This is a genomic window from Micromonospora sp. DT31, from assembly GCF_049841795.1.
Classification (GTDB): domain Bacteria; phylum Actinomycetota; class Actinomycetes; order Mycobacteriales; family Micromonosporaceae; genus Micromonospora.
Window position 1 is genome coordinate 144,851 of the sequence record NZ_JBNCKZ010000011.1, and the last position, 18,145, is coordinate 162,995.

The 18,145-nt window shown below is 72.5% G+C and carries 16 protein-coding genes; 10 read left to right on the top strand and 6 right to left on the bottom strand.

Annotated elements, in window-relative coordinates; genetic code table 11:
* The first annotated feature begins 269 nt into the window (after positions 1 to 269).
* The 4 genes from uvrB (at position 270) to ACLQ2X_RS19630 (ending at position 4,612) form a co-directional block, all read left to right on the top strand.
* A complete protein-coding gene (gene uvrB, locus ACLQ2X_RS19615) occupies positions 270 to 2,381 on the top strand; it encodes an excinuclease ABC subunit UvrB (RefSeq protein WP_425682495.1) in 2,112 nt (703 codons plus the stop codon).
* Between the two features lie 25 nt (positions 2,382 to 2,406).
* Positions 2,407 to 3,231, top strand: a complete 825-nt coding sequence (locus ACLQ2X_RS19620; protein WP_425682496.1) for a helix-turn-helix domain-containing protein — start codon at positions 2,407 to 2,409, stop codon at positions 3,229 to 3,231.
* A 24-nt stretch (positions 3,232 to 3,255) separates the two neighbouring features.
* The gene (locus tag ACLQ2X_RS19625; protein ID WP_425682497.1) at positions 3,256 to 3,624 is read left to right on the top strand and encodes a VOC family protein; all 369 of its coding nucleotides are present in this window, start codon (positions 3,256 to 3,258) and stop codon (positions 3,622 to 3,624) included.
* A gap of 88 nt (positions 3,625 to 3,712) precedes the next feature.
* A complete protein-coding gene (locus ACLQ2X_RS19630; protein WP_425682498.1) occupies positions 3,713 to 4,612 on the top strand; it encodes a DUF5753 domain-containing protein in 900 nt (299 codons plus the stop codon).
* Positions 4,613 to 4,697: 85 nt separating this feature from the next.
* On the opposite strand, the gene ACLQ2X_RS19635 is transcribed toward ACLQ2X_RS19630, so the two are convergent.
* On the bottom strand, positions 4,698 to 4,991 hold the full coding sequence (locus ACLQ2X_RS19635; RefSeq protein WP_425682499.1) for an antibiotic biosynthesis monooxygenase family protein: 294 nt from the start codon (positions 4,989 to 4,991) through the stop codon (positions 4,698 to 4,700).
* A 379-nt stretch (positions 4,992 to 5,370) separates the two neighbouring features.
* On the opposite strand from ACLQ2X_RS19635, the gene ACLQ2X_RS19640 reads away from it, so the two are divergent.
* Positions 5,371 to 6,369 (top strand): TerC family protein, encoded by a 999-nt coding sequence (locus ACLQ2X_RS19640; RefSeq protein WP_425682500.1) that lies wholly within the window; start codon positions 5,371 to 5,373, stop codon positions 6,367 to 6,369.
* A 53-nt stretch (positions 6,370 to 6,422) separates the two neighbouring features.
* On the opposite strand, the gene ACLQ2X_RS19645 is transcribed toward ACLQ2X_RS19640, so the two are convergent.
* Positions 6,423 to 7,376: an NlpC/P60 family protein gene (locus tag ACLQ2X_RS19645; protein ID WP_425682501.1), complete on the bottom strand. Its 954-nt coding sequence runs from the start codon at positions 7,374 to 7,376 to the stop codon at positions 6,423 to 6,425.
* Positions 7,377 to 7,435: 59 nt separating this feature from the next.
* Positions 7,436 to 8,533, bottom strand: coding sequence for a mandelate racemase/muconate lactonizing enzyme family protein (locus ACLQ2X_RS19650; RefSeq protein ID WP_425682502.1), 1,098 nt, complete (start codon positions 8,531 to 8,533; stop codon positions 7,436 to 7,438).
* Between the two features lie 44 nt (positions 8,534 to 8,577).
* On the opposite strand from ACLQ2X_RS19650, the gene ACLQ2X_RS19655 reads away from it, so the two are divergent.
* Complete coding sequence (locus ACLQ2X_RS19655) at positions 8,578 to 9,375, top strand: tyrosine-protein phosphatase (RefSeq protein ID WP_425682503.1); 798 nt, start codon at positions 8,578 to 8,580, stop codon at positions 9,373 to 9,375.
* Between the two features lie 6 nt (positions 9,376 to 9,381).
* Here ACLQ2X_RS19655 and ACLQ2X_RS19660 read toward each other — a convergent pair whose 3' ends face one another.
* Positions 9,382 to 10,248, bottom strand: a complete 867-nt coding sequence (locus ACLQ2X_RS19660; protein WP_425682504.1) for a serine hydrolase — start codon at positions 10,246 to 10,248, stop codon at positions 9,382 to 9,384.
* A 103-nt stretch (positions 10,249 to 10,351) separates the two neighbouring features.
* Between ACLQ2X_RS19660 and ACLQ2X_RS19665 the strand changes: the two genes are divergently transcribed.
* Positions 10,352 to 10,789: a class I SAM-dependent methyltransferase gene (locus ACLQ2X_RS19665; RefSeq protein ID WP_425682505.1), complete on the top strand. Its 438-nt coding sequence runs from the start codon at positions 10,352 to 10,354 to the stop codon at positions 10,787 to 10,789.
* Positions 10,790 to 10,968: 179 nt separating this feature from the next.
* Here ACLQ2X_RS19665 and typA read toward each other — a convergent pair whose 3' ends face one another.
* A complete protein-coding gene (gene typA, locus ACLQ2X_RS19670; RefSeq protein WP_425682506.1) occupies positions 10,969 to 12,834 on the bottom strand; it encodes a translational GTPase TypA in 1,866 nt (621 codons plus the stop codon).
* Between the two features lie 128 nt (positions 12,835 to 12,962).
* Here typA and ACLQ2X_RS19675 point away from each other — a divergent pair, with 128 nt between their 5' ends.
* Positions 12,963 to 14,408: a DedA family protein gene (locus tag ACLQ2X_RS19675; protein ID WP_425682507.1), complete on the top strand. Its 1,446-nt coding sequence runs from the start codon at positions 12,963 to 12,965 to the stop codon at positions 14,406 to 14,408.
* Positions 14,409 to 14,439: 31 nt separating this feature from the next.
* On the top strand, positions 14,440 to 15,312 hold the full coding sequence (locus ACLQ2X_RS19680; protein ID WP_425682508.1) for a transglycosylase SLT domain-containing protein: 873 nt from the start codon (positions 14,440 to 14,442) through the stop codon (positions 15,310 to 15,312).
* A 54-nt stretch (positions 15,313 to 15,366) separates the two neighbouring features.
* On the opposite strand, the gene ACLQ2X_RS19685 is transcribed toward ACLQ2X_RS19680, so the two are convergent.
* Complete coding sequence (locus tag ACLQ2X_RS19685) at positions 15,367 to 17,484, bottom strand: MMPL family transporter (protein WP_425682509.1); 2,118 nt, start codon at positions 17,482 to 17,484, stop codon at positions 15,367 to 15,369.
* A 134-nt stretch (positions 17,485 to 17,618) separates the two neighbouring features.
* Between ACLQ2X_RS19685 and ACLQ2X_RS19690 the strand changes: the two genes are divergently transcribed.
* Positions 17,619 to 18,143, top strand: coding sequence for a MarR family winged helix-turn-helix transcriptional regulator (locus tag ACLQ2X_RS19690; protein WP_425682534.1), 525 nt, complete (start codon positions 17,619 to 17,621; stop codon positions 18,141 to 18,143).
* Positions 18,144 to 18,145: the final 2 nt, after the last annotated feature.

The following is an 18,145-nucleotide window of genomic DNA, read 5'->3' on the forward strand; positions in this document are numbered from 1 at the left end:
AGGCAGCAGGGGCGCTCGCGGCGGCCGGTCAGCGCCTGCGCGCGACCACCGTCGGCGCGCACGCCGGTCGTCCCGGGTGCTGCGGCCATGGCGCCGGGGGCGGCCGGGCCCCGCGAGGGGGCGGCCACCGGCCCGAGCGGCCGCCGCGAGCGGCCTACGGTACGAGGGTAAACCGGTGAGATGGCCCACACAATGCGAATATCGAAGCCGATCAGGGACGGTCCGTGGTCGGCGGCAAAGTGTCGGACCGCGGGCGTACGGTTGATGTCATGGCGCTCGACATTCCCCGGCTCGACGGCCGCTTTGAGGTCATCAGCGATTTCAAGCCGGCCGGCGACCAGCCGGCAGCCATCGACGACCTTGAGCGTCGCGTGCGACGTGGCGACCGCAACACGGTGCTGCTCGGCGCGACCGGCACCGGCAAGAGCGCCACCACGGCGTGGCTGGTCGAGCGGCTGCAACGGCCGACGCTGGTGCTCGCCCCGAACAAGACGCTCGCCGCCCAGCTGGCGAAGGAGTTCGGCGAGCTGCTGCCCCGCAACGCGGTGGAATACTTCGTCTCCTACTACGACTACTACCAGCCCGAGGCCTACATCCCGCAGACCGACACCTATATCGAGAAGGACTCCTCGGTCAACGAGGAGGTGGAGCGGCTGCGGCACTCGGCGACGATGTCGTTGCTCACCCGGCGCGACGTCATCGTGGTGGCCACCGTGTCGGCGATCTACGGCCTGGGCACGCCGGAGGAATACCTTGACCGCGCCGTGCGGGTGAAGGTGGGGCAGGAGCTCGACCGCGACCAGTTGCTGCGTCGCCTGGTCGACATCCAGTACACCCGCAACGACATGGCCTTCCAGCGCGGCACCTTCCGGGTCCGGGGCGACACTCTGGAGATCATTCCGGCCTACGAGGAACTTGCGGTCCGGATCGAGCTGTTCGGCGACGAGATCGAGAAGCTCTACTACCTGAACCCGCTGACCGGTGACGTGGTCCGCGAGGTGGACAGCTTGATGATCTTTCCGGCGACGCACTACGCCGCCGGCCCGGAGCGGATGGAACGGGCGATCCGCGACATCGAGGTCGAGCTGGCCGAGCGGCTGGCCGAGCTGGACCGGCAGGGCAAGCTGTTGGAGGCCCAGCGACTGCGCATGCGCACCACCTACGACATCGAGATGATGCGCCAGGTCGGTTTCTGCTCCGGCATCGAGAACTACTCCATGCACATTGACGGCCGGCTGCCGGGCAGCCCGCCGCACTGCCTGCTCGACTACTTCCCGGACGACTTCCTCACTGTTGTCGACGAGTCGCACGTGACGATCCCGCAGATCGGCGGGATGTACGAGGGTGACGCCTCCCGCAAGCGGATGCTCGTCGACCACGGCTTCCGGTTGCCCAGCGCCGCCGACAACCGGCCGTTGCGGTTCGACGAGTTCCTGGAGCGGGTGGGCCAGACGGTCTACCTGTCCGCGACGCCGGGCCCGTGGGAGCTGGAGCAGGCCCAGGGCGAGTTCGTCGAGCAGGTGATCCGGCCGACCGGCCTGATCGACCCCGAGGTGGTGGTCAAGCCGACCAAGGGGCAGATCGACGACCTGATGCACGAGATCAAGCTGCGCACCGAGCGGGACGAGCGCGTGCTGGTCACCACGCTGACCAAGAAGATGGCCGAGGACCTCTCCGACTATCTGCTGGAGAACGGCATCCGGGTGCGCTATCTGCACTCGGAGGTGGACACGCTGCGTCGGGTCGAGTTGCTGCGCGAGCTGCGCAAGGGCGACTACGACGTGCTGGTCGGCATCAACCTGCTGCGTGAGGGTCTCGACCTGCCCGAGGTGTCCCTGGTGGCGATCCTCGACGCGGACAAGGAGGGCTTCCTGCGCAGCGGCCGGTCGCTGATCCAGACCATCGGCCGCGCGGCCCGTAACGTCTCCGGCCAGGTCCACATGTACGCCGACAAGATCACTCCGTCGATGGCCAGCGCGATCGACGAGACCAACAGGCGTCGGGCCAAGCAGATCGCCCACAACGAGGCGCACGGCATCAGTCCCGAGCCGCTGCGCAAGAAGATCCACGACATCCTGGACGACATCTACCGCGAGGCCGAGGACACCGAGGCCACGAACGTCGGCGGTGCGGTGCGCCAGCTCTCCCGGGGCAAGGCGCCGGTCAAGGAGACCCGCAGCCGGGGCGGCCGGGGCGGCGCGGCGACCCCGTCGCGGGAGGGGATGGCCCGGGCCGACCTGGCCAACCTCATCCAGGAACTCAACGACCAGATGCTCGCCGCGGCCCGCGAGTTGCAGTTCGAGCTGGCCGCGCGGATTCGCGACGAGGTCGCCGACCTGAAGAAGGAGTTGCGGGGGATGGACGCCGCCGGGGTCCGATGACCGGCGTGCCGGCCGGCGCGGCGCCATGTTGACCGAGGCCGTGCACGGGCGCCCCGACCCCCGGCTGCGGCCATGGGTGGGCGGCTACCTCGGCTACCGGGAGGAGGCTCCGACGCCCCTGGTCCGCCGGGAGGTGGCCGGCGCGTTCGTGGTGCTGATCCTCGGCTGGGGCGATCCGCTGGACGTGACCGACCCGCGTGCCACCGGCTCGGGCACCTGCGCCGCCAACGCCTTCCTGGCCGGCCCGTTCGACGGCTGGTGCGCCACCCGCACCGCGGGCACGGGCGTCGGGGTGCAGATGCTGTTGACCGCGCCCGCGGCCCGTCGGCTGCTCGGACTGCCGTTGGGTGAGCTGGCCAACCAGGCTGTCCCGGTGGGCGCGGTGGCCGACTGGCTGGTAGGCCTGCGGGACGGACTGGCCGGTGACCCGGGCTGGCGGCGGCGCTTCGACCGGCTGGACGCCGCACTCCTGGCCCGGCTGGCGACGACCGCGCCGGTGGACCGTCGTCTGCTGGAGGCGTGGCGGCGACTCGACCACAGCGGGGGAGGCCTCGGCGTGGCCAGGCTCGCCGAGGAGGTGGGCTGGTCCCGCCGGCACCTGGCGGTGCGCTTCCGCCAGGAGTTCGGCCTGCCGCCGAAGACCGTGGCCCGCCTGCTGCGCTTCGAGCGGGCGTACGCGAGCATCGGCCGCGACCCGGCCGCGGAGTCGGAGCCGGCCGGTTGGGCGCAGCGCGCGGCCCGGTGGGGCTACTACGACCAGTCGCATCTGATCCGGGACTTCCGGGAGTTCGCCGGCGTCACCCCGACCGCCGTGGCCGGGGCCGGATCGCATTCGTCCAATCCCGGCTGACCGGCCGCCGGGCAGACTACGGCCATGCGAAGCATCTATCCCGTCCTGCGGTATCCCGATGTCCGAGCCGCCGTGGACTTCCTCCGGTCGGCGTTCGGCTTCACCGTGCACGCGCTGCACGAGCGGCCCGACGGCACGATCGGCCATGCCGAGCTGGCCTACGGCGAGGGTCTGGTGATGCTCGGCCCGGGTCCGGTGCCGGCGTCCCGCCCGGCCGACGACGACTACCGCGTCTACGTGGCCGTGGACGACGTCGACGCGCACCACGAGCGGGCCCGGGCCGTCGGCGCGGAGGTCGTCCGCGCCCCGTTCGACACCGACTACGGTTCGCGGGACTACGCCGCCCGGGACGCGGCCGGGCTGGTCTGGTCGTTCGGCACCTACCGGCCCTGACCGCCGACTCCACCCCCGATCGCACTGCGTGCGTGAGGTATTGCCCTGAGTGATTGCGGTGCGTACGCTGCCTCCCTGGGAGGCGCGCATGCCGTTGTCAGCAAGTCCTGTCGTCCGGAGGGCGCGTCTGGGCGTGGAGCTGCGCCGGCTGCGTCGCCGCGAGTCGCTCACCCTGGAGCAGGTCTGCCTTCGGCTCGGCTGGGCGTCCACGTCGAAGCTGTCCCGCATCGAGCTCGGGCAGAGCCGCCCCGACCTGGCCGACGTGCTCGACCTGTTGGACGTCTACGGCGTGCCGTCGCCGCAGCGGGACGAACTGATCGTGATCGCCCGGGACGCCGCCACCGGGCGTGGCTGGTCCAGGGCGCTCGGCGAGATGGGGGAGCGCCAGCGGGCGTACGCCGAGTTGGAGGCGGGCGCGGAGCGCATCGTGGAATACCAGGGTGTGCTCGTGCCGGGGCTGCTGCAGACCCCGGCGTACACCCGGCTGCGGGTCTCGGCGGGTGCTCTGCTGACCGCGGACGTGGACGTCGAGGCGGATGTCCGCGCCCGCGCGGTGCGCCAGGAGTTGCTGGCGCGTGCGGATCCGCCGCACTACACGGCGCTCGTCGAGGAGCGGGTGTGCGACCCGGACGGCCTGCCGGTCGACGTGTGGCGCGAGCAGTTGCGTCGGCTGCTCGCCCTGGCCGAACGCTCGCACGTGGACATCCGGGTGTTGCCGGCCGGCGCGTCGTCAGGTGACGCGCCGCATCCGCTGGCGCCGTTCTCGTACTACGCCTATCCCGACCCGGCGGATCCGCGCACCGTGCTTGTGGAGACGCTCACCACCGATCTGCGGCTGACCGCCGAGGCGGACGTGGCGCACTACGAGGGGATCGTGGAGCGGCTGCTCGCGACCGCGTTGCCGGCGGAGGCGACGGTCGAGTTGCTGGCCCGCCGGCTGGGTTCGGCGCCGGTGCCCCGGCCGCGTGAGCCGCGCGGGACGGGTTGAGGCGCGGCCGCCGGGCCCGGCGCCCCCGATGCCCGTCGGGATCGACGGCCGCGCGGGGCGCAGGCTATCCGCGGGGTACGACAGTTCAAGCGGGTACGTCGATGAAGTGCTCGACGAGTGGCGGGCCGGCGAAGAATGGGCCGATCAGTTCGCGCCACTGTGCGAACCGGTCGGTCTGGCGGAAGTTGACGTCGTGCGCTTCGACCGAGTCCCACTCGACGAGCAGCACGAACCGGGTGGGTGACTCCACGCCGCGGGTCATCCGCACGGAGCGGCACCCCTGCGCACCGGCGAGGATCGGCCGGGCCTGCGCGTACGCGGCGGCGAACTCGTCCTCGTGTCCGGGTGTCACATCGATCAACGCGACCTCAAGCACCATGCCCGAAGCCTGCCATGCGCGGTCCACGCCGGCGCGCGCCGGGGTGACGATCCGCCCCGGCATTCCGGCTAGCCTCCTAGGAAGGGTAGGGATGGAGTGAGCCCTCACACCCTGATCGCACCATTCGCCCGCCCGAGATGCGCCGCAGGGCGTCGATGGTGAACAATGGCCCCCGAGGAGGGGAGTATTCCCTCGCGGCGGAGTCGTCAGCACGGAAGGGCACCGGCATCCCCGGTGATCCGACCCGGCGCCGTCGGTCGAGACCCAGCCGGGTCCCGGCGGAAGAGACCTCCGTCAGTCACCAGAGTCAGCGTCGACGCACCCCGGCCAGGCCCGGCGTACGGTGTGCCCGACGCTTCGTGTCTGCCGGAGGATGGATTTGAACGTGTCCGCATTGGTGTGGGCGGTAACCCTGACCGCGATGGTCGCGGTCCTGCTCGTCGACCTGCTCATCATCGGCCGGCGCCCGCACGAGCCGAGCGTCCGCGAGTCGAGCCTCTGGGTCGGCTTCTACGTCAGTCTGGCGCTGCTGTTCGGCGCGGTGCTCTGGTGGACCTCCGGCGCCGCCGTGGCGGGGGAGTTCTACACCGGCTGGCTCACCGAGTACAGCCTGTCGGTGGACAACCTCTTCGTCTTCGTGATCATCATGGCCCGCTTCGGCGTGCCCCGGCAGTACCAGCAGAAGGTCCTGCTCATCGGCATCATCCTCGCGCTGGTCATGCGGGGCGGGTTCATCGCGGCCGGCGCCGCGCTGATCTCCCAGTTCTCCTGGGTGTTCTACATCTTCGGCGCGTTCCTCATCTACACCGCGGTGAACCTGGTCCGGCAGGGCGAGCCGGACGGTGACGAGTTCAGCGAGAACCTGCTGATCCGCTGGAGCCGCAAGGCCCTGCCGTTGTCGCGTGATTACAACGGGGCGCGGTTGACCACCCACGAGCACGGGCGGCGGCTGTTCACCCCGATGCTGATCGTGATGATCGCCATCGGCACCACCGACCTGATCTTCGCGCTGGACTCGATCCCGGCGATCTTCGGAATCACCCAGGAGCCGTACCTGGTGTTCACCGCGAACGTTTTCGCGCTGATGGGGCTGCGGCAGCTCTACTTCCTGCTCGGCGGCCTGCTGGACCGGCTGATCTACCTCAGCTACGGGCTGGCCGTGGTGCTCGGCTTCATCGGCGTGAAGCTGGTTCTGGAGGCGCTGGCCGAGAACAACCTGCCGTTCATCAACGGCGGCGAGCACGTGGGCTGGGCGCCGCACATCCCGATCTGGCTCTCCCTCGTGGTCATCCTCGGCACCCTGGCCCTGGCCACCGCCGCCAGCCTGCTCAAGTCGACCTACGACAGGCGTCGGGAGTTGAGCCAGGCCCGCCGCTGACCGGCCGACCGGCCCGGGGCGTCCGCCGAGGACGCCCCGCGCCGGGTCGGGGGTCAGACCCGGCGGGCGCCGACCAGGGTGGCCACCCGGTCCGGCGGCAACTCCTCCTCGACCACCCGGCGGGTGAGGTAGCAGGCGTGCAGCATCCGGCGCCGCCCCTCGCGCGGCTCGGCCGAGACGATGCCGACGTGGTGGATGTGCCGCCCGGGACGGGCGAAGAAATACAGGTCGCCGGGGCGTTCGGCGTCCAGCGTCACCGAGGTCGTGGCGCGGGCCTGGTCGTCGGCGTCGCGCGGAAGCGTGACCCCGTAGCGTCGCCAGGCCAGGTGTACCAGGCCGGAGCAGTCGATGCCGTCGGTGGACAGGCCGCCCCAGATGTAGACGAGGTCGCGCAGCCGCTCGGCGACCGCGAGCGTCTCGGTGGCCGCCGGGCGCTGCGCCGGCAGCGGGGCCACGTCGCCGCGCCGGGCCCAGAGCGGCCCGGTGCGGCCCGGCACGTGGACCGGTCGCCAGTCGCCCTCCGGCGGCCCGGCGGCGGTGAGGCGGGTGCCCAGGACGACACCGGCGAGCGCGGCCGGGCCGTCGGGCGCGGCGCGCAGGGTGGTCCGCACCACGTCGACCGTCAGCGTTTCGGTGGGCGGCCCGGCCGCACCGGCGGTGGCCCCACGATCCGCGGCGGCGGGACCGGTGGGCGTGGCGAGGTGGGCGCCGCGCAGCCAGCCGGGGTAGCCGCGGCCGTCGAGCCTCCCGGCCGGCTGTCCGAGGGCGACCACCCGCACCCAGTCGTCCGGTCGGGTCTCGGTCACCAGCACCCGCTCGCCGAGCAGCAACTGGGTCAGGACGCAGTCGCCGACGCGCTGGTCGCGGTCCATGCCGGCGATCCAGGCGGCGACGTCGGGACAGTCGGTGAGGGCGGGGCCGTCGGTGGGGCGTACCGCCTCGGGGGTGGCCCACAGGGTGGCCACCGGGACCTGTACCACGGCCTCGCAGCCGGGCTGCGCTGTCATGTGCGCCCCCTCTCTCCGGCGATCCGTCCGGCCGACTGTATGAAAGAAGTCGCCGTCGCTCAACCGCCTCTTTGAACTTTACCTTCACCCACCCCGCTGATGCCCAGGCCCGGCGCGTCCGGCAGCAGCACGTCCGCCCCCTCGTACCGGATGCCGCCGGTGACCGGCGACCAGGCCAGCCACCAGGCGGCGTCGAGGTCCGACACCGCCGTGGTGCCGTAGGCGGCGACCAGGCTGGCGGCGGCGCCCACCCCGACCGGACCCTCCATCATCGAACCGACGATGGTGCCCATGCCGTGCTCGGCGGCCAGGTCCAGCAGGGTGCGGGCCGGTTGCAGGCCACCGCACTTGGCCAGCTTCACGTTGACCATGTCGGCCGCCCGCCGCCGGATCACCTCCACCAGGTCACGCACGTCGAAGACGGACTCGTCGGCCAGGATCGGCACCTGCACCCGCTCGCTGACCCAGGCCAGCCCGTCCAGGTCACGGCGGTGCACCGGCTGCTCGACCAACTCCACGTCCAGCCCGGCATCCTCGATGGAGCGGATCACCCGGACCGCCTCCCGTGGGGTCCAGCCCTGGTTGGCGTCCAACCGGATCCGCACCTGCGGACCGACCGCGGACCGGACCGCACGGACCCGGTCCAGGTCGCCGCGGGCGTCGGTGCCGACCTTGAGCTTGAGCACCTGGAAACCCTCGGCCCCGCGCCGGCCCGCCGCCGCGGCCAGGTCCACCGCGTTCCCGGCGGCAAGCGTCACGTCCGTCGGCACGCGCAGCGCCGTGCCGCCCAGCAGGCGCACCAGGGGTACGCCGAGTCGCCGCGCTGCCAGGTCGTGGAGCGCCACGTCCACCGCCGCCTTCGCCGACTGGTTGCCCACCACCACGCGGCGCACCTCGGCGCAGGTCGCCCGCAGGTCGTCGGCGTCCCGCCCGATGAGCAGCGGGGCGAGCATCTCGCGGACGCACGCCTCGGCGCCGACCACCGACGTGCCGGTGACCTGCCACACCTGCGGCGCCTCACCGAAACCGGACCGGCCGTCGCTGTCGATCACTTCCACGATCAGGGTTTCCACGGTGGTGGTACGGCGCAGCGCGGTGACGAACGGGGTGTGCAGGGGAGCCGAGAGCCGGTGGGTGCGTACCGCGGCGATCGTCATGTGGGGCACCCTATAGCCAACTGGCGGCGAGCAGGGGAGGGCCGATGGCCGCACGGAACTGGGAGCTGGTGGGCGCGCCGAACGCGCGGGACCTGGGCGGGTTGCCGACGGCCGACGGGCGGCGGGTCCGCGCCGGGCAGTTGATCCGCACGCCCGCGCTGGGTCGGCTCACCGACGAGGACCTGCCGGTGCTGGGCAAGCTCGGCGTGGCCTGCGTGGTGGACCTGCGCGACATCCACGAGCAGGCGGTCGCCCCGCCGGACCGGCTGGCCGGCGACCCCCGCCGGGTGCACCTGCCGGTCTACGACGCGGCGCACCCGGTGTTCACGTACGTCTCGGCGGTGTTGCAGGGCCACGACCTGGACGCGTACGAGGAGCTGGCCCGCGAGGGCATGCCGGGGGCGATGACGGCGATCTACCGCTGGTTCGTCACCGGGGAGCCGGCGCGGGCCGGGTTCGGGTCGGCGGTGCGGCTGGCCGCCGACGGGACGAACCTGCCGCTGCTGTTCCACTGCTCGGCCGGCAAGGACCGCACCGGCTGGCTGTCGGTGGTGCTGCTGACGGCGCTGGGGGTGGACGAGAAGGCGATCCGCGCCGACTACCTGCGGCACAACGAGCTGACCGAGAGCCTGCGCGAGGTGCTGCTGACGGCGATGACCCGCCGCCGGCCGGACCTGGACCCGGAGGTCGCCCGCCCGCTGCTGGAGGTGCGCCCGGAATACCTGGACGCCGCGTACGACGAGGTGCGCCGCGCGCACGGCTCGTTCGACGCGTACCTGCGCGACGGTCTGGGGGTGACCGACGCGGACCGCGCGGCGCTGCGCGAACGGCTGCTGGAGTAGGGCCGGTCAGCCGGCCAGCTCGCGCCGGGCGGCCCAGACCCGCGCGGACACGTTCGCGATCAGCCGGCAGGCATCGTCCTCGACCTGCTCGCCGTCCGCCCCGCCGTCGGCCAGGTCGGTGGTGGTGCAGACGACGATCGTGTACGGCGGCGCGTCGTCCGGGAACACCACACCGGCGCCGTGCCGCACGCCGCGTACCCAGCCGTTCTTGTGCGCGATGCGGGTGCCGGCGGGCAGCCCGGCGGCGAGGTCCTCGCGGTGTTCCTGGGCGACCAGCACGTCCAGCATGGCGGCGCAGGCGGCCGGTGAGGCGAGCGGTCCGGGCCGGGTCGCGCCCAGCGCCACCTCGCCGAGCAGCGCGGCCAGGTCGGCCGCGGTGACCAGATTGTCGATGCCGGCGTCGCGGGCGGCGAAGTCCTCGATGCCCCGTCCGGTGACGCTGTGGCGCGCGCCGGCCAGCGCCCACGCCTGCGCCACGGCGGGCAGCCCGACCTGCCCGAGGCAGACGTTGGTGGCCAGGTTGCTGGACCGCACGATCATCCGCTCGGCCAGCCAGCGCAGCGGCGCGTCCCCGCCGACCCGGGCCCAGACCGCCTCGTCGTTGTCCTGGTCGCGGGCATTGCCGAACCGGGGCGTGCCGGGCTGGGCGGAGGCGAAGGAGTTGTCCACCGGCACCGGCGCGTCCAGGTCGAGCCGGCCGGCTTCGGCGGCCCGGTGCAGCGCCACCAGCACGGCCAGTTTCATGGTGCTGGCCGCGTAGTGGGTGGCGTCGGCGAACCGCGTCCAGGTGGCGTCGGCGCCGGGGCGACCCACGTACGCGGACACGGTGCCGGGCACCCGGTCCAGGTGCGCGTCGAGCTCCTCCCAGATCATGGGGGCACGGTAGCGGATCGGCGGGGCGGGCGCGGGGCTGCGACGGGTGGGGGTGCGGGTGCGGGACTAGCGTGCCTGAGGTGACGACCGCTCGCTATGACAGTTGCGCCACGCCCGGGCGCGGCTGCCGGTGGCCCGGGCCGACGCGACCGCGCTGCCGCTGGCCACGGGCTCGATGCCGGCGGCGGCCTGCGTGCTCGCCCACACCGACATGCCGGACTATCCCGCCGCGATCGCCGAGGCGGCGCGGGTGCTCGCCCCGGGCGGCCGGCTGGTGCACGTCGGGGTGCACCCGTGTTTCGTCGGCGCGTTCGCCGACCGGACCGAGCCGGAACGGATCGTGATCGACGGCGGGTACGCCGAGTGGGAACTCACCACGCGTTCGTGGAACGCGGCAGGTGTCCGGGCCCGGGTCGGTGCCTGGCACCTGTCCCTGGCCGACCTGCTGACCGCCGCCGGCCTGCGGCTGAACCGGGTGGTCGAGTCCGGCTCCGGTCGCGTCCCCGACGTCCTCGCCTTCGAGGCCACCCGGCCCCGCTGACGCTGACCCCGCCGCCGTCTCGCCTCTGCGCCCGTCCGGCGCGGAAGTCTCGCCCACCCCCGCACCCTCCCGGAACTCGGGACGCCGCATCCGCTTACCAAGATCTCGCGGGCGGGGCGGGGGAGCCCGGTCCGCCGGGTGGGGCGGGCCGGGCTCCGGGTGGGCTGGTGAGGGGCTGGTCAGCCGGCGTGCTTGCGGCGGGCCGCCATCCGGCCGCGCTGCGTCTGGTCCAGCACCACCTTGCGGATGCGCACCGAGCTCGGGGTGACCTCGACGCACTCGTCCTCGCGGCAGAATTCGAGCGCCTGCTCCAGGGACAGCTTGCGCGGCGGGATCAGCTTCTCGGTCTCGTCGGAGGTCGACGCCCGCATGTTGGTGAGCTTCTTCTCCTTGGTGATGTTGACGTCCATGTCGTCGGAGCGGGAGTTCTCCCCGACAATCATGCCCTCGTACACCTCGGTGCCCGGATCGACGAAGAGCTGACCGCGCTCCTGAAGGTTGATCATGGCGAACGCGGTGACCGCACCGGCCCGGTCGGCGACGAGCGAGCCGTTGTTGCGGGTGCGCAGCTCGCCGAACCACGGCTCGTAGGACTCGAAGACGTGGTGCAGGATGCCGGTGCCCCGGGTGTCGGTGAGGAACTCGGTGCGGAACCCGATCAGGCCGCGCGCCGGGACCAGCCACTCCATCCGGATCCAACCGGTGCCGTGGTTGACCAGCTGCTCCATCCGCCCCTTGCGGGTGGCCAGCAGCTGGGTGATGGCGCCCAGATAATCCTCCGGGGCGTCGATGGTGAGCCGCTCGACCGGCTCGCAGATCTTCCCGTCGATCTCGCGGGTGACGACCTGCGGCTTGCCGACGGTCAGCTCGTAGGACTCGCGGCGCATCTGCTCGACCAGGATCGCCAGCGCCAGCTCGCCGCGGCCCTGCACCTCCCAGGCGTCGGGCCGCTCGGTCGGCAGGATCCGCAGCGAGACGTTGCCGACCAGCTCCTTGTCCAGCCGGTCCTTGACCATCCGCGCGGTGACCTTGGCGCCCTTGACCCGGCCGACCAGCGGCGAGTTGTTGGTGCCGATGGTCATCGAGATGGCCGGCTCGTCCACGGTGATCAGCGGCAGCGGTACGGGGTTCTCCGCGTCAGCGAGCGTCTCCCCGATCATGATCTCGGGGATGCCGGCGACCGCGATGATGTCACCCGGACCGGCGGAGTCGGCCGACTTGCGCTCCAGGCCCTCGGTCATCAGCAGCTCGGAGATGCGGACCCGCTGGGTGCTGCCGTCGGTGCGGCACCAGGCCACGGTCTGACCCTTGCTGATGGTGCCCTGGCGGACCCGGCACAGCGCGAGCCGGCCGAGGAACGGCGAGGCGTCGAGGTTGGTGACGTGCGCCTGCAACGGCGCGTCCTGGTCGTACGAGGGCGCCGGGATGGTGTCCAGCAGGGTGCGGAACAGCGGCTCCAGGCTCTGGCTGTCCTCGGGGATCGCGCCGTCGGCGGGCTGGGTCAGCGAGGCGATGCCGTCGCGGGCGCAGGCGTAGATGATCGGGAAGTCGATCTGCTCCTCGTCGGCGTCCAGGTCGAGGAACAGCTCGTAGGTGTCGTCCACGACCTCCTTGATCCGGGCGTCCGGCCGGTCCACCTTGTTGATCACCAGGATGATCGGCAGTCGGGCGTGCAGCGCCTTGCGGAGCACGAAACGGGTCTGCGGCAGGGGGCCCTCACTGGCGTCGACCAGCAGCACCACACCGTCGACCATGGTGAGGCCGCGCTCGACCTCGCCGCCGAAGTCGGCGTGGCCGGGAGTGTCGATGATGTTGATGGTGACCGGGTCGCCGTCCGCCGGCAGGTATCGCACGCCGGTGTTCTTGGCGAGGATGGTGATGCCCTTTTCCCGCTCGAGGTCCATCGAGTCCATGACCCGCTCGGTGTTCTCACCACGGGCGCCGTAGGCGCCGGCCTGCCGCAACATGGCGTCGACCAGGGTCGTCTTGCCGTGGTCTACGTGGGCGATGATGGCGACGTTGCGGAGGTCGGTGCGAAGCTGCATACCCTCCATACTCCTGTCTACGGTTGCCGGGGCACGCCTCGGGGTCACCCGAGATCGCCCGGATCGGTGTCGAAAGTGCTGTGCCGACCGTGCCGCGCCTGGCATGCTGGCTCCCGTGCGGGTGCCCGATGCCTGACCTGCTGAGCTGGTTGCAGGAGCTGCCGCCCCTGCTGATCTACCTGGCCGCCGCGACGATCGTCGCGGCGGAGACCGCGGTGATCGTCGGATTGTTGATGCCCGGCGAGGCGACCTTGCTTCTGGTCGGCTTCCTAGCCTACGCGGGGACGCTGCGACTCGCGCCCGTGCTGGTGGTCATGACCGCCGCTGCCGTGATCGGAGACACACTCGCGTGGCGGTCCGGGCGGCGGCACGGCCCCCGGTTGCGTGCTTCCGGCTGGGGCGCGCGGATCGGGGCGCACCGGTGGCAGCGCGCCGACTCGCTGCTGCAGCGGCTGGGTGGGCGGGGTGTGCTGGCCGCCCGGTGGGTGGCGTTCGCCCGCACGTTGGCGCCCCGGCTGGCCGGTGCGGCGGGACTGCCGTACCGGCGGTTCGCCCCGTGGAACCTGGCCGGGGTGGCGAGTTGGGTCGGCGCGTCGGTGCTGGCCGGCTACCTGGCCGGGGAGTCGTACGAGCAGGTGTCGCGGTTGCTCGGCCGGGCCACCGGGGCGGTGCTGGCGCTGCTGCTGTGCCTGCTCGGCGTGGTGCTGGCCGGTCGTTGGCTGGGCCGCAATCCGGATCCGGTCCGCGCGTTGACGGCCCGGGCCGCCGCGTTGCCGCCGCTGCGCTGGCTGCGGTCCCGTTACGGCGTGCTGTTCTTCCTGGTCGCCATGCGCGTCGGCCGGGCCTGGACGCTTGTGGTCAACCTGCTGCTGGGGCTGGCGCTGCTGTTCGTCGCCGGGTTGGCCGTGGCGGTCGCCCTGGAGGCGGTGGTCGGGCACAGCGGGCTGGGTGTCCTGGACGGGCTGGTCGCGGAGTGGTTCGCCGCCCGGCGTACCCCGGGGGTGGCCGACGCGGCGTCCACGGCGGTGTCGGTGCTGCGTGGCTGGGTGCTCATCACGGCGGTCGCGGTGGTGGCCGCGGTGGTGGCCCGGCGGCACCGGCCGTGGCGGGCGGATCCGCTGTCGGTGGTGGGCACGGTCGGGGCGGCGGTGCCGCTGGTGCTGCTGGTGGTGGTCGCGGACGTCACCGACCCGGGCGGCCCGGACAGCGCCGGTGGCCTGTTTCCGACCCAGAACGCGGTGGTGACGGCGAGCTTCGGCACGCTGGCCTGGCTGCTGTCGCGCGGCGCGCGCTGGCCGGTGGGCGCGGCGGTCTGGACGGCCGCGTCGGCGGGCGTGGTCACGGTCACCGGCGCGCGGCTGTACCTGGGCTGGAGCACGGCCAGCGGCACCGTCACGGCGGTCCTGCTCGGTGCCGCGTGGACCACCGTTTTCGTGGTCGCCTGGGCGACCCGGGAGCGGGCGGCGGACGGCGAGGACCAGCCGGCCGGGACGGTGGCCCGTAGGCGGCCGCCCCGGCCGAGGGGACGCCGGTCGACGTCGCGGGTACCGCGGGGCCCCGTCGATCCCTGTTAGGGTGCGCCGACGGGGACCACGGGGAGGTTCGATGCGACGAGGAGTCGGCCGGTGGGCCGCGGCGGCGCTGGCGGCGCTGCTGGCGGCGGGCACGCTGACCGCGTGCGGTGACGAGGAACGGCCGGCCCGCGAGGTCGCTGTGGAACTGCCCACGGCGGCGCCTGTCGACGAGCCGCAGGAGGCACCCGCCGACGCGCCGAGCGGGCAGCCGCCGGCGGTCGAGGCGATGGGCGGGCGGTCCAGCCCGAAGGCGTCGGCGAGTGTGAAGCCACGGCCGAAGCCGTCCCGCACGTCGACGGCGCCGTTGGCCCGGCCGAAGCCGCCGACGGAGACGCGGGTGCCGCCGGCCCCGCCGAAGCCTGTGGACGATGGCTGCAAGGCCAGTTACCGGGGCACCAAGGCCAGCCAGAGCCAGGTGAAGGCGGCGCTCGCCGACGCCGCGGCGCGCACCTACTGGCCCTCTTCGGCGCCGGACATCCGCATCCCGTCGGCGCTGCTCAAGGCCACCGCCTGGCAGGAGAGCGGGTGGCAGTCGAACATCGTGGCCTGTGACGGCGGGATCGGGCTGATGCAGGTCATGCCGGCCACCGCGGACTGGATGAACCAGCGGTTCGAGCAGTCGTACGACATCGACGCCTACCGGGACAACGCCCTTCTGGGCGGCACGTACCTGGCCTGGCTGACGAAGTACATCGGCGACATGTACTTCGAGTCCGACTACCGGCTGGACGCCTCGCTGTGCACGAGCACGTTGAATTCCTGCCTGCTCAACGCGGTGATCGCGGCGTACAACTACGGCCACGCCGCGGTGGCGCGGGAGGGCCAGCCGCTGACGATCCCCAACCCGCGGTACGTGGGCAACGTGCGCGCGTTGATGACCGAGTGCGAGTGCCTGAACTTCTGAGCGTACGGACGAACGGGCGGGGGTCGGCGATCGTGCCGGCCCCCGCCCGTCGGTTCAGCCCTGCGCGGCCGGCGCGTCGGCGACCGCGGTGGCGTCGTCGCGCCTGATCCGACCGGGCCACCAGAACCGGTCGCCGAGCAGGAACGCCAACGCCGGCACCAGCACGGTGCGGACCAGCAGCGTGTCCAGCAGCACGCCGATGCAGACGATGATGCCGATCTGGGTGAGCGTGATCAACGGCAGCACACCGAGCACCGCGAAGACCGCGGCCAGCAGGATCCCGGCGCTGGTGATGACGCCGCCGGTGACCCGCAGCGCCGAGAGCATCCCGTCGCGGGTGCCGGTCCGGCGGGCGTCCTCCCGGGCCCGGGTGACCAGGAAGATGTTGTAGTCCACACCGAGCGCCACCAGGAACACGAAGGCGAGCAGCAACACCCCGCTGTCCAGTGCCGGGAAGTCCAGCACGTGGTCGAAGAGCAGCCAGGCCGCGCCGAGGCTGGCGAAGAACGACGCGATCACGGTCAGCACCAGCAGCACCGGTGCGAGGAGACCGCGCAACAGCAGCACCAGCACCGAGGCGACCAGCAGCAGGATGAGCGGCAGGATCAGCTGGAGGTCCTTGGTGTTGGCATCGTTGGAGTCGTAGGTGGCGGCCACCGATCCGCCGACCAGGGCACCGTCGGGGGCATCCGCACCGTCCACGGCGGGTGGGGCGGATTCCGGTACGGCGGAGACGGCGTCGCGCAGCGCCTTCACCGTCCGGTCGGAGTCGTCGCTGCCGGGCTCGGCGGTCAGCACCACGTCGATCTGGGCGACGCGGTCTCCGGCCGGGCCGGGGCGGGCTGAGGCGACCCCGTCGACGTTGCCGGCGGCGGCGAGCACCGCCTGGACGGCCTGCGGGGTGGTGATGACGGCCACCGGCTGGGTGCTGCCGGCCGGGAACGCCCGTGCGAGGGTCTCCGCCCCGGCGACCGCTTCGGGCTTCTCGCTGAACTGCTCGGTCTCGGACAGCCCGGTGCGGATGCCCAGGCCGCCGAGGGCGAGGCCGCCGAGGAGCAGGACGGCCAGCGCGGCAACCGGCAGCGGCCGGCGGACGACCAGCTCGCCGAGGCGGCCCCAGACCCGGCCTTCCCGGGCGGCGCTGCCGACGCGGGGGACGAACGGCCAGAACAGGCCCCGGCCGAACAGCAGCAGTGCGGCGGGGAGCACGAACAGGGCGCAGGCCATGGCGAGGATCACGCCGGTGGCGCAGGCCAGGGCGAGGGCCCGGTTGGTCTCCTGCTCGGACAGCAGCAGCGTGAGCACACCGAGCACGACGGTGCTGCCGCTGGCCAGGATCGGCTCGGCGGTGCGGCGCAGCGCGGCGCGCATGGCGGCGAACCGGTCCTCCTCCCGGCGTAGTTCCTCCCGATAGCGGGCGATCAGCAGCAGGGCGTAGTTCGTCGCGGCGCCGAAGACCAGCACGCTCGCGATGCCGGTCACCTGCCCGCTGGGCAGATAGATGCCGAACGCGGGCACCAGGGACTCCACCACGCGCAGCGTGATCTGCTCGGTGGCGCCGACCACCAGCAGCGGCACCAGCCACAGGAACGGGCTGCGGTAGGTGACCAGCAGCAGCACCGCCACCACGGCGGCGGTGACCAGCAGCAGCGTCGTGTCCGCGCCCTCGAACACCTTGCCCAGGTCGGCGGTGAACGCCGGCCCGCCGGTGACCTCGACGGTCAGCCCACCGGGCGGTTCACCGATCGCCTCGCGGAGCTTCTCCACCTCGTCGACCACGGCCCCCGGGCCACCTTCGGTGGACAGCGGCACCGCGACCAGTGCGACGCTGCCGTCGGGGGAGACCTGCGGCGGGGAGACCCGCCCGCCCACCGCGATCGGGCTCAGCCGGTTCGAGATGGACTCGAGCGTGCCCCGGTCGGCGTCGTTGAGGGGGGACCCGTCGGTGCGGCTGACCACCACCAGTGCGGTCTGGGCTTCCGTGGAGGGCAACTGGTCCTGCAGGCGTTCGACCTGGGTCGACTGCCACTTCTCGGACAGCCCGGTGTCGGAGATGGGCGCGGGATTGTCCGGCTTGGGTAGCGCGAAGACGACCACACCGACGATGAGCGCGGCGGCCAGGGTGAGCCAGGCGGACAGCCGGCCCCGGACGACGCGGGTGAACAGTGACATTCGGGTGCCTCACATGCTGGTCGCGGAGGATTCTCTTCAAACTAGTATCTTGATTAGCGAGATTATCGGGGGTGGTTCTATGCTGCAACCGGACCGGTCAGGAACAGGGGGTGGCGAGCGTGGCGGCCCAGAGCATGTACCGGCGGCGGGACGACCCGCGCGGGCGGATGATCGCCGAGATCGCCAACGACCTGCGCCGCTACTCGGTCGACGCGCAGCACATCGGGCACGCCTTCGCCGGGCTGCACGGGCTCAACGCCACCGACCTGCACGCCCTGATCGCGGTCATGGAAGCCGAGCTGGTCGGTGATCCGATCACTCCCGGCCGGCTGGGCGAGGCACTCAACATCTCCTCCGGGTCGGTGACCGCACTCGTCGACCGCCTGGAGCGCGCCGGGCACATCCGACGCGACCGCGACACCACCGACCGCCGCAAGATCCTCCTGCACTACGCCGACCGCGGGGCCACGCTGGCGCAGAGCTTCTTCGGGCCGCTGGGCCGGCGCACCGACGAGGTGATGGATCGCTTCAGCGACGAGGAGCTTGCCGTGGTGGGCCGGTTCATGTCCGAACTGGTGAACTCCATGCGGACACACCGCGACCAGATCCGCGCCGCACCCCGCCGTGGTGGCGCGCCCGGGCCGGCCGGGGACGACTGACC

What these genes read in the sequence shown, in the direction of transcription:
- uvrB (WP_425682495.1), top strand. Translation starts at nt 270, where the DNA reads ATGGCGCTCGACATTCCCCGGCTCGACGGCCGCTTTGAGGTCATCAGC.
- ACLQ2X_RS19620 (WP_425682496.1), top strand. Translation starts at nt 2,407, where the DNA reads ATGTTGACCGAGGCCGTGCACGGGCGCCCCGACCCCCGGCTGCGGCCA.
- ACLQ2X_RS19625 (WP_425682497.1), top strand. Translation starts at nt 3,256, where the DNA reads ATGCGAAGCATCTATCCCGTCCTGCGGTATCCCGATGTCCGAGCCGCC.
- ACLQ2X_RS19630 (WP_425682498.1), top strand. Translation starts at nt 3,713, where the DNA reads ATGCCGTTGTCAGCAAGTCCTGTCGTCCGGAGGGCGCGTCTGGGCGTG.
- ACLQ2X_RS19635 (WP_425682499.1), bottom strand. Translation starts at nt 4,991, where the DNA reads ATGGTGCTTGAGGTCGCGTTGATCGATGTGACACCCGGACACGAGGAC.
- ACLQ2X_RS19645 (WP_425682501.1), bottom strand. Translation starts at nt 7,376, where the DNA reads ATGACAGCGCAGCCCGGCTGCGAGGCCGTGGTACAGGTCCCGGTGGCC.
- ACLQ2X_RS19650 (WP_425682502.1), bottom strand. Translation starts at nt 8,533, where the DNA reads ATGACGATCGCCGCGGTACGCACCCACCGGCTCTCGGCTCCCCTGCAC.
- ACLQ2X_RS19655 (WP_425682503.1), top strand. Translation starts at nt 8,578, where the DNA reads ATGGCCGCACGGAACTGGGAGCTGGTGGGCGCGCCGAACGCGCGGGAC.
- ACLQ2X_RS19660 (WP_425682504.1), bottom strand. Translation starts at nt 10,248, where the DNA reads ATGATCTGGGAGGAGCTCGACGCGCACCTGGACCGGGTGCCCGGCACC.
- typA (WP_425682506.1), bottom strand. Translation starts at nt 12,834, where the DNA reads ATGCAGCTTCGCACCGACCTCCGCAACGTCGCCATCATCGCCCACGTA.
- ACLQ2X_RS19675 (WP_425682507.1), top strand. Translation starts at nt 12,963, where the DNA reads ATGCCTGACCTGCTGAGCTGGTTGCAGGAGCTGCCGCCCCTGCTGATC.
- ACLQ2X_RS19680 (WP_425682508.1), top strand. Translation starts at nt 14,440, where the DNA reads ATGCGACGAGGAGTCGGCCGGTGGGCCGCGGCGGCGCTGGCGGCGCTG.
- ACLQ2X_RS19685 (WP_425682509.1), bottom strand. Translation starts at nt 17,484, where the DNA reads ATGTCACTGTTCACCCGCGTCGTCCGGGGCCGGCTGTCCGCCTGGCTC.
- ACLQ2X_RS19690 (WP_425682534.1), top strand. Translation starts at nt 17,619, where the DNA reads ATGTACCGGCGGCGGGACGACCCGCGCGGGCGGATGATCGCCGAGATC.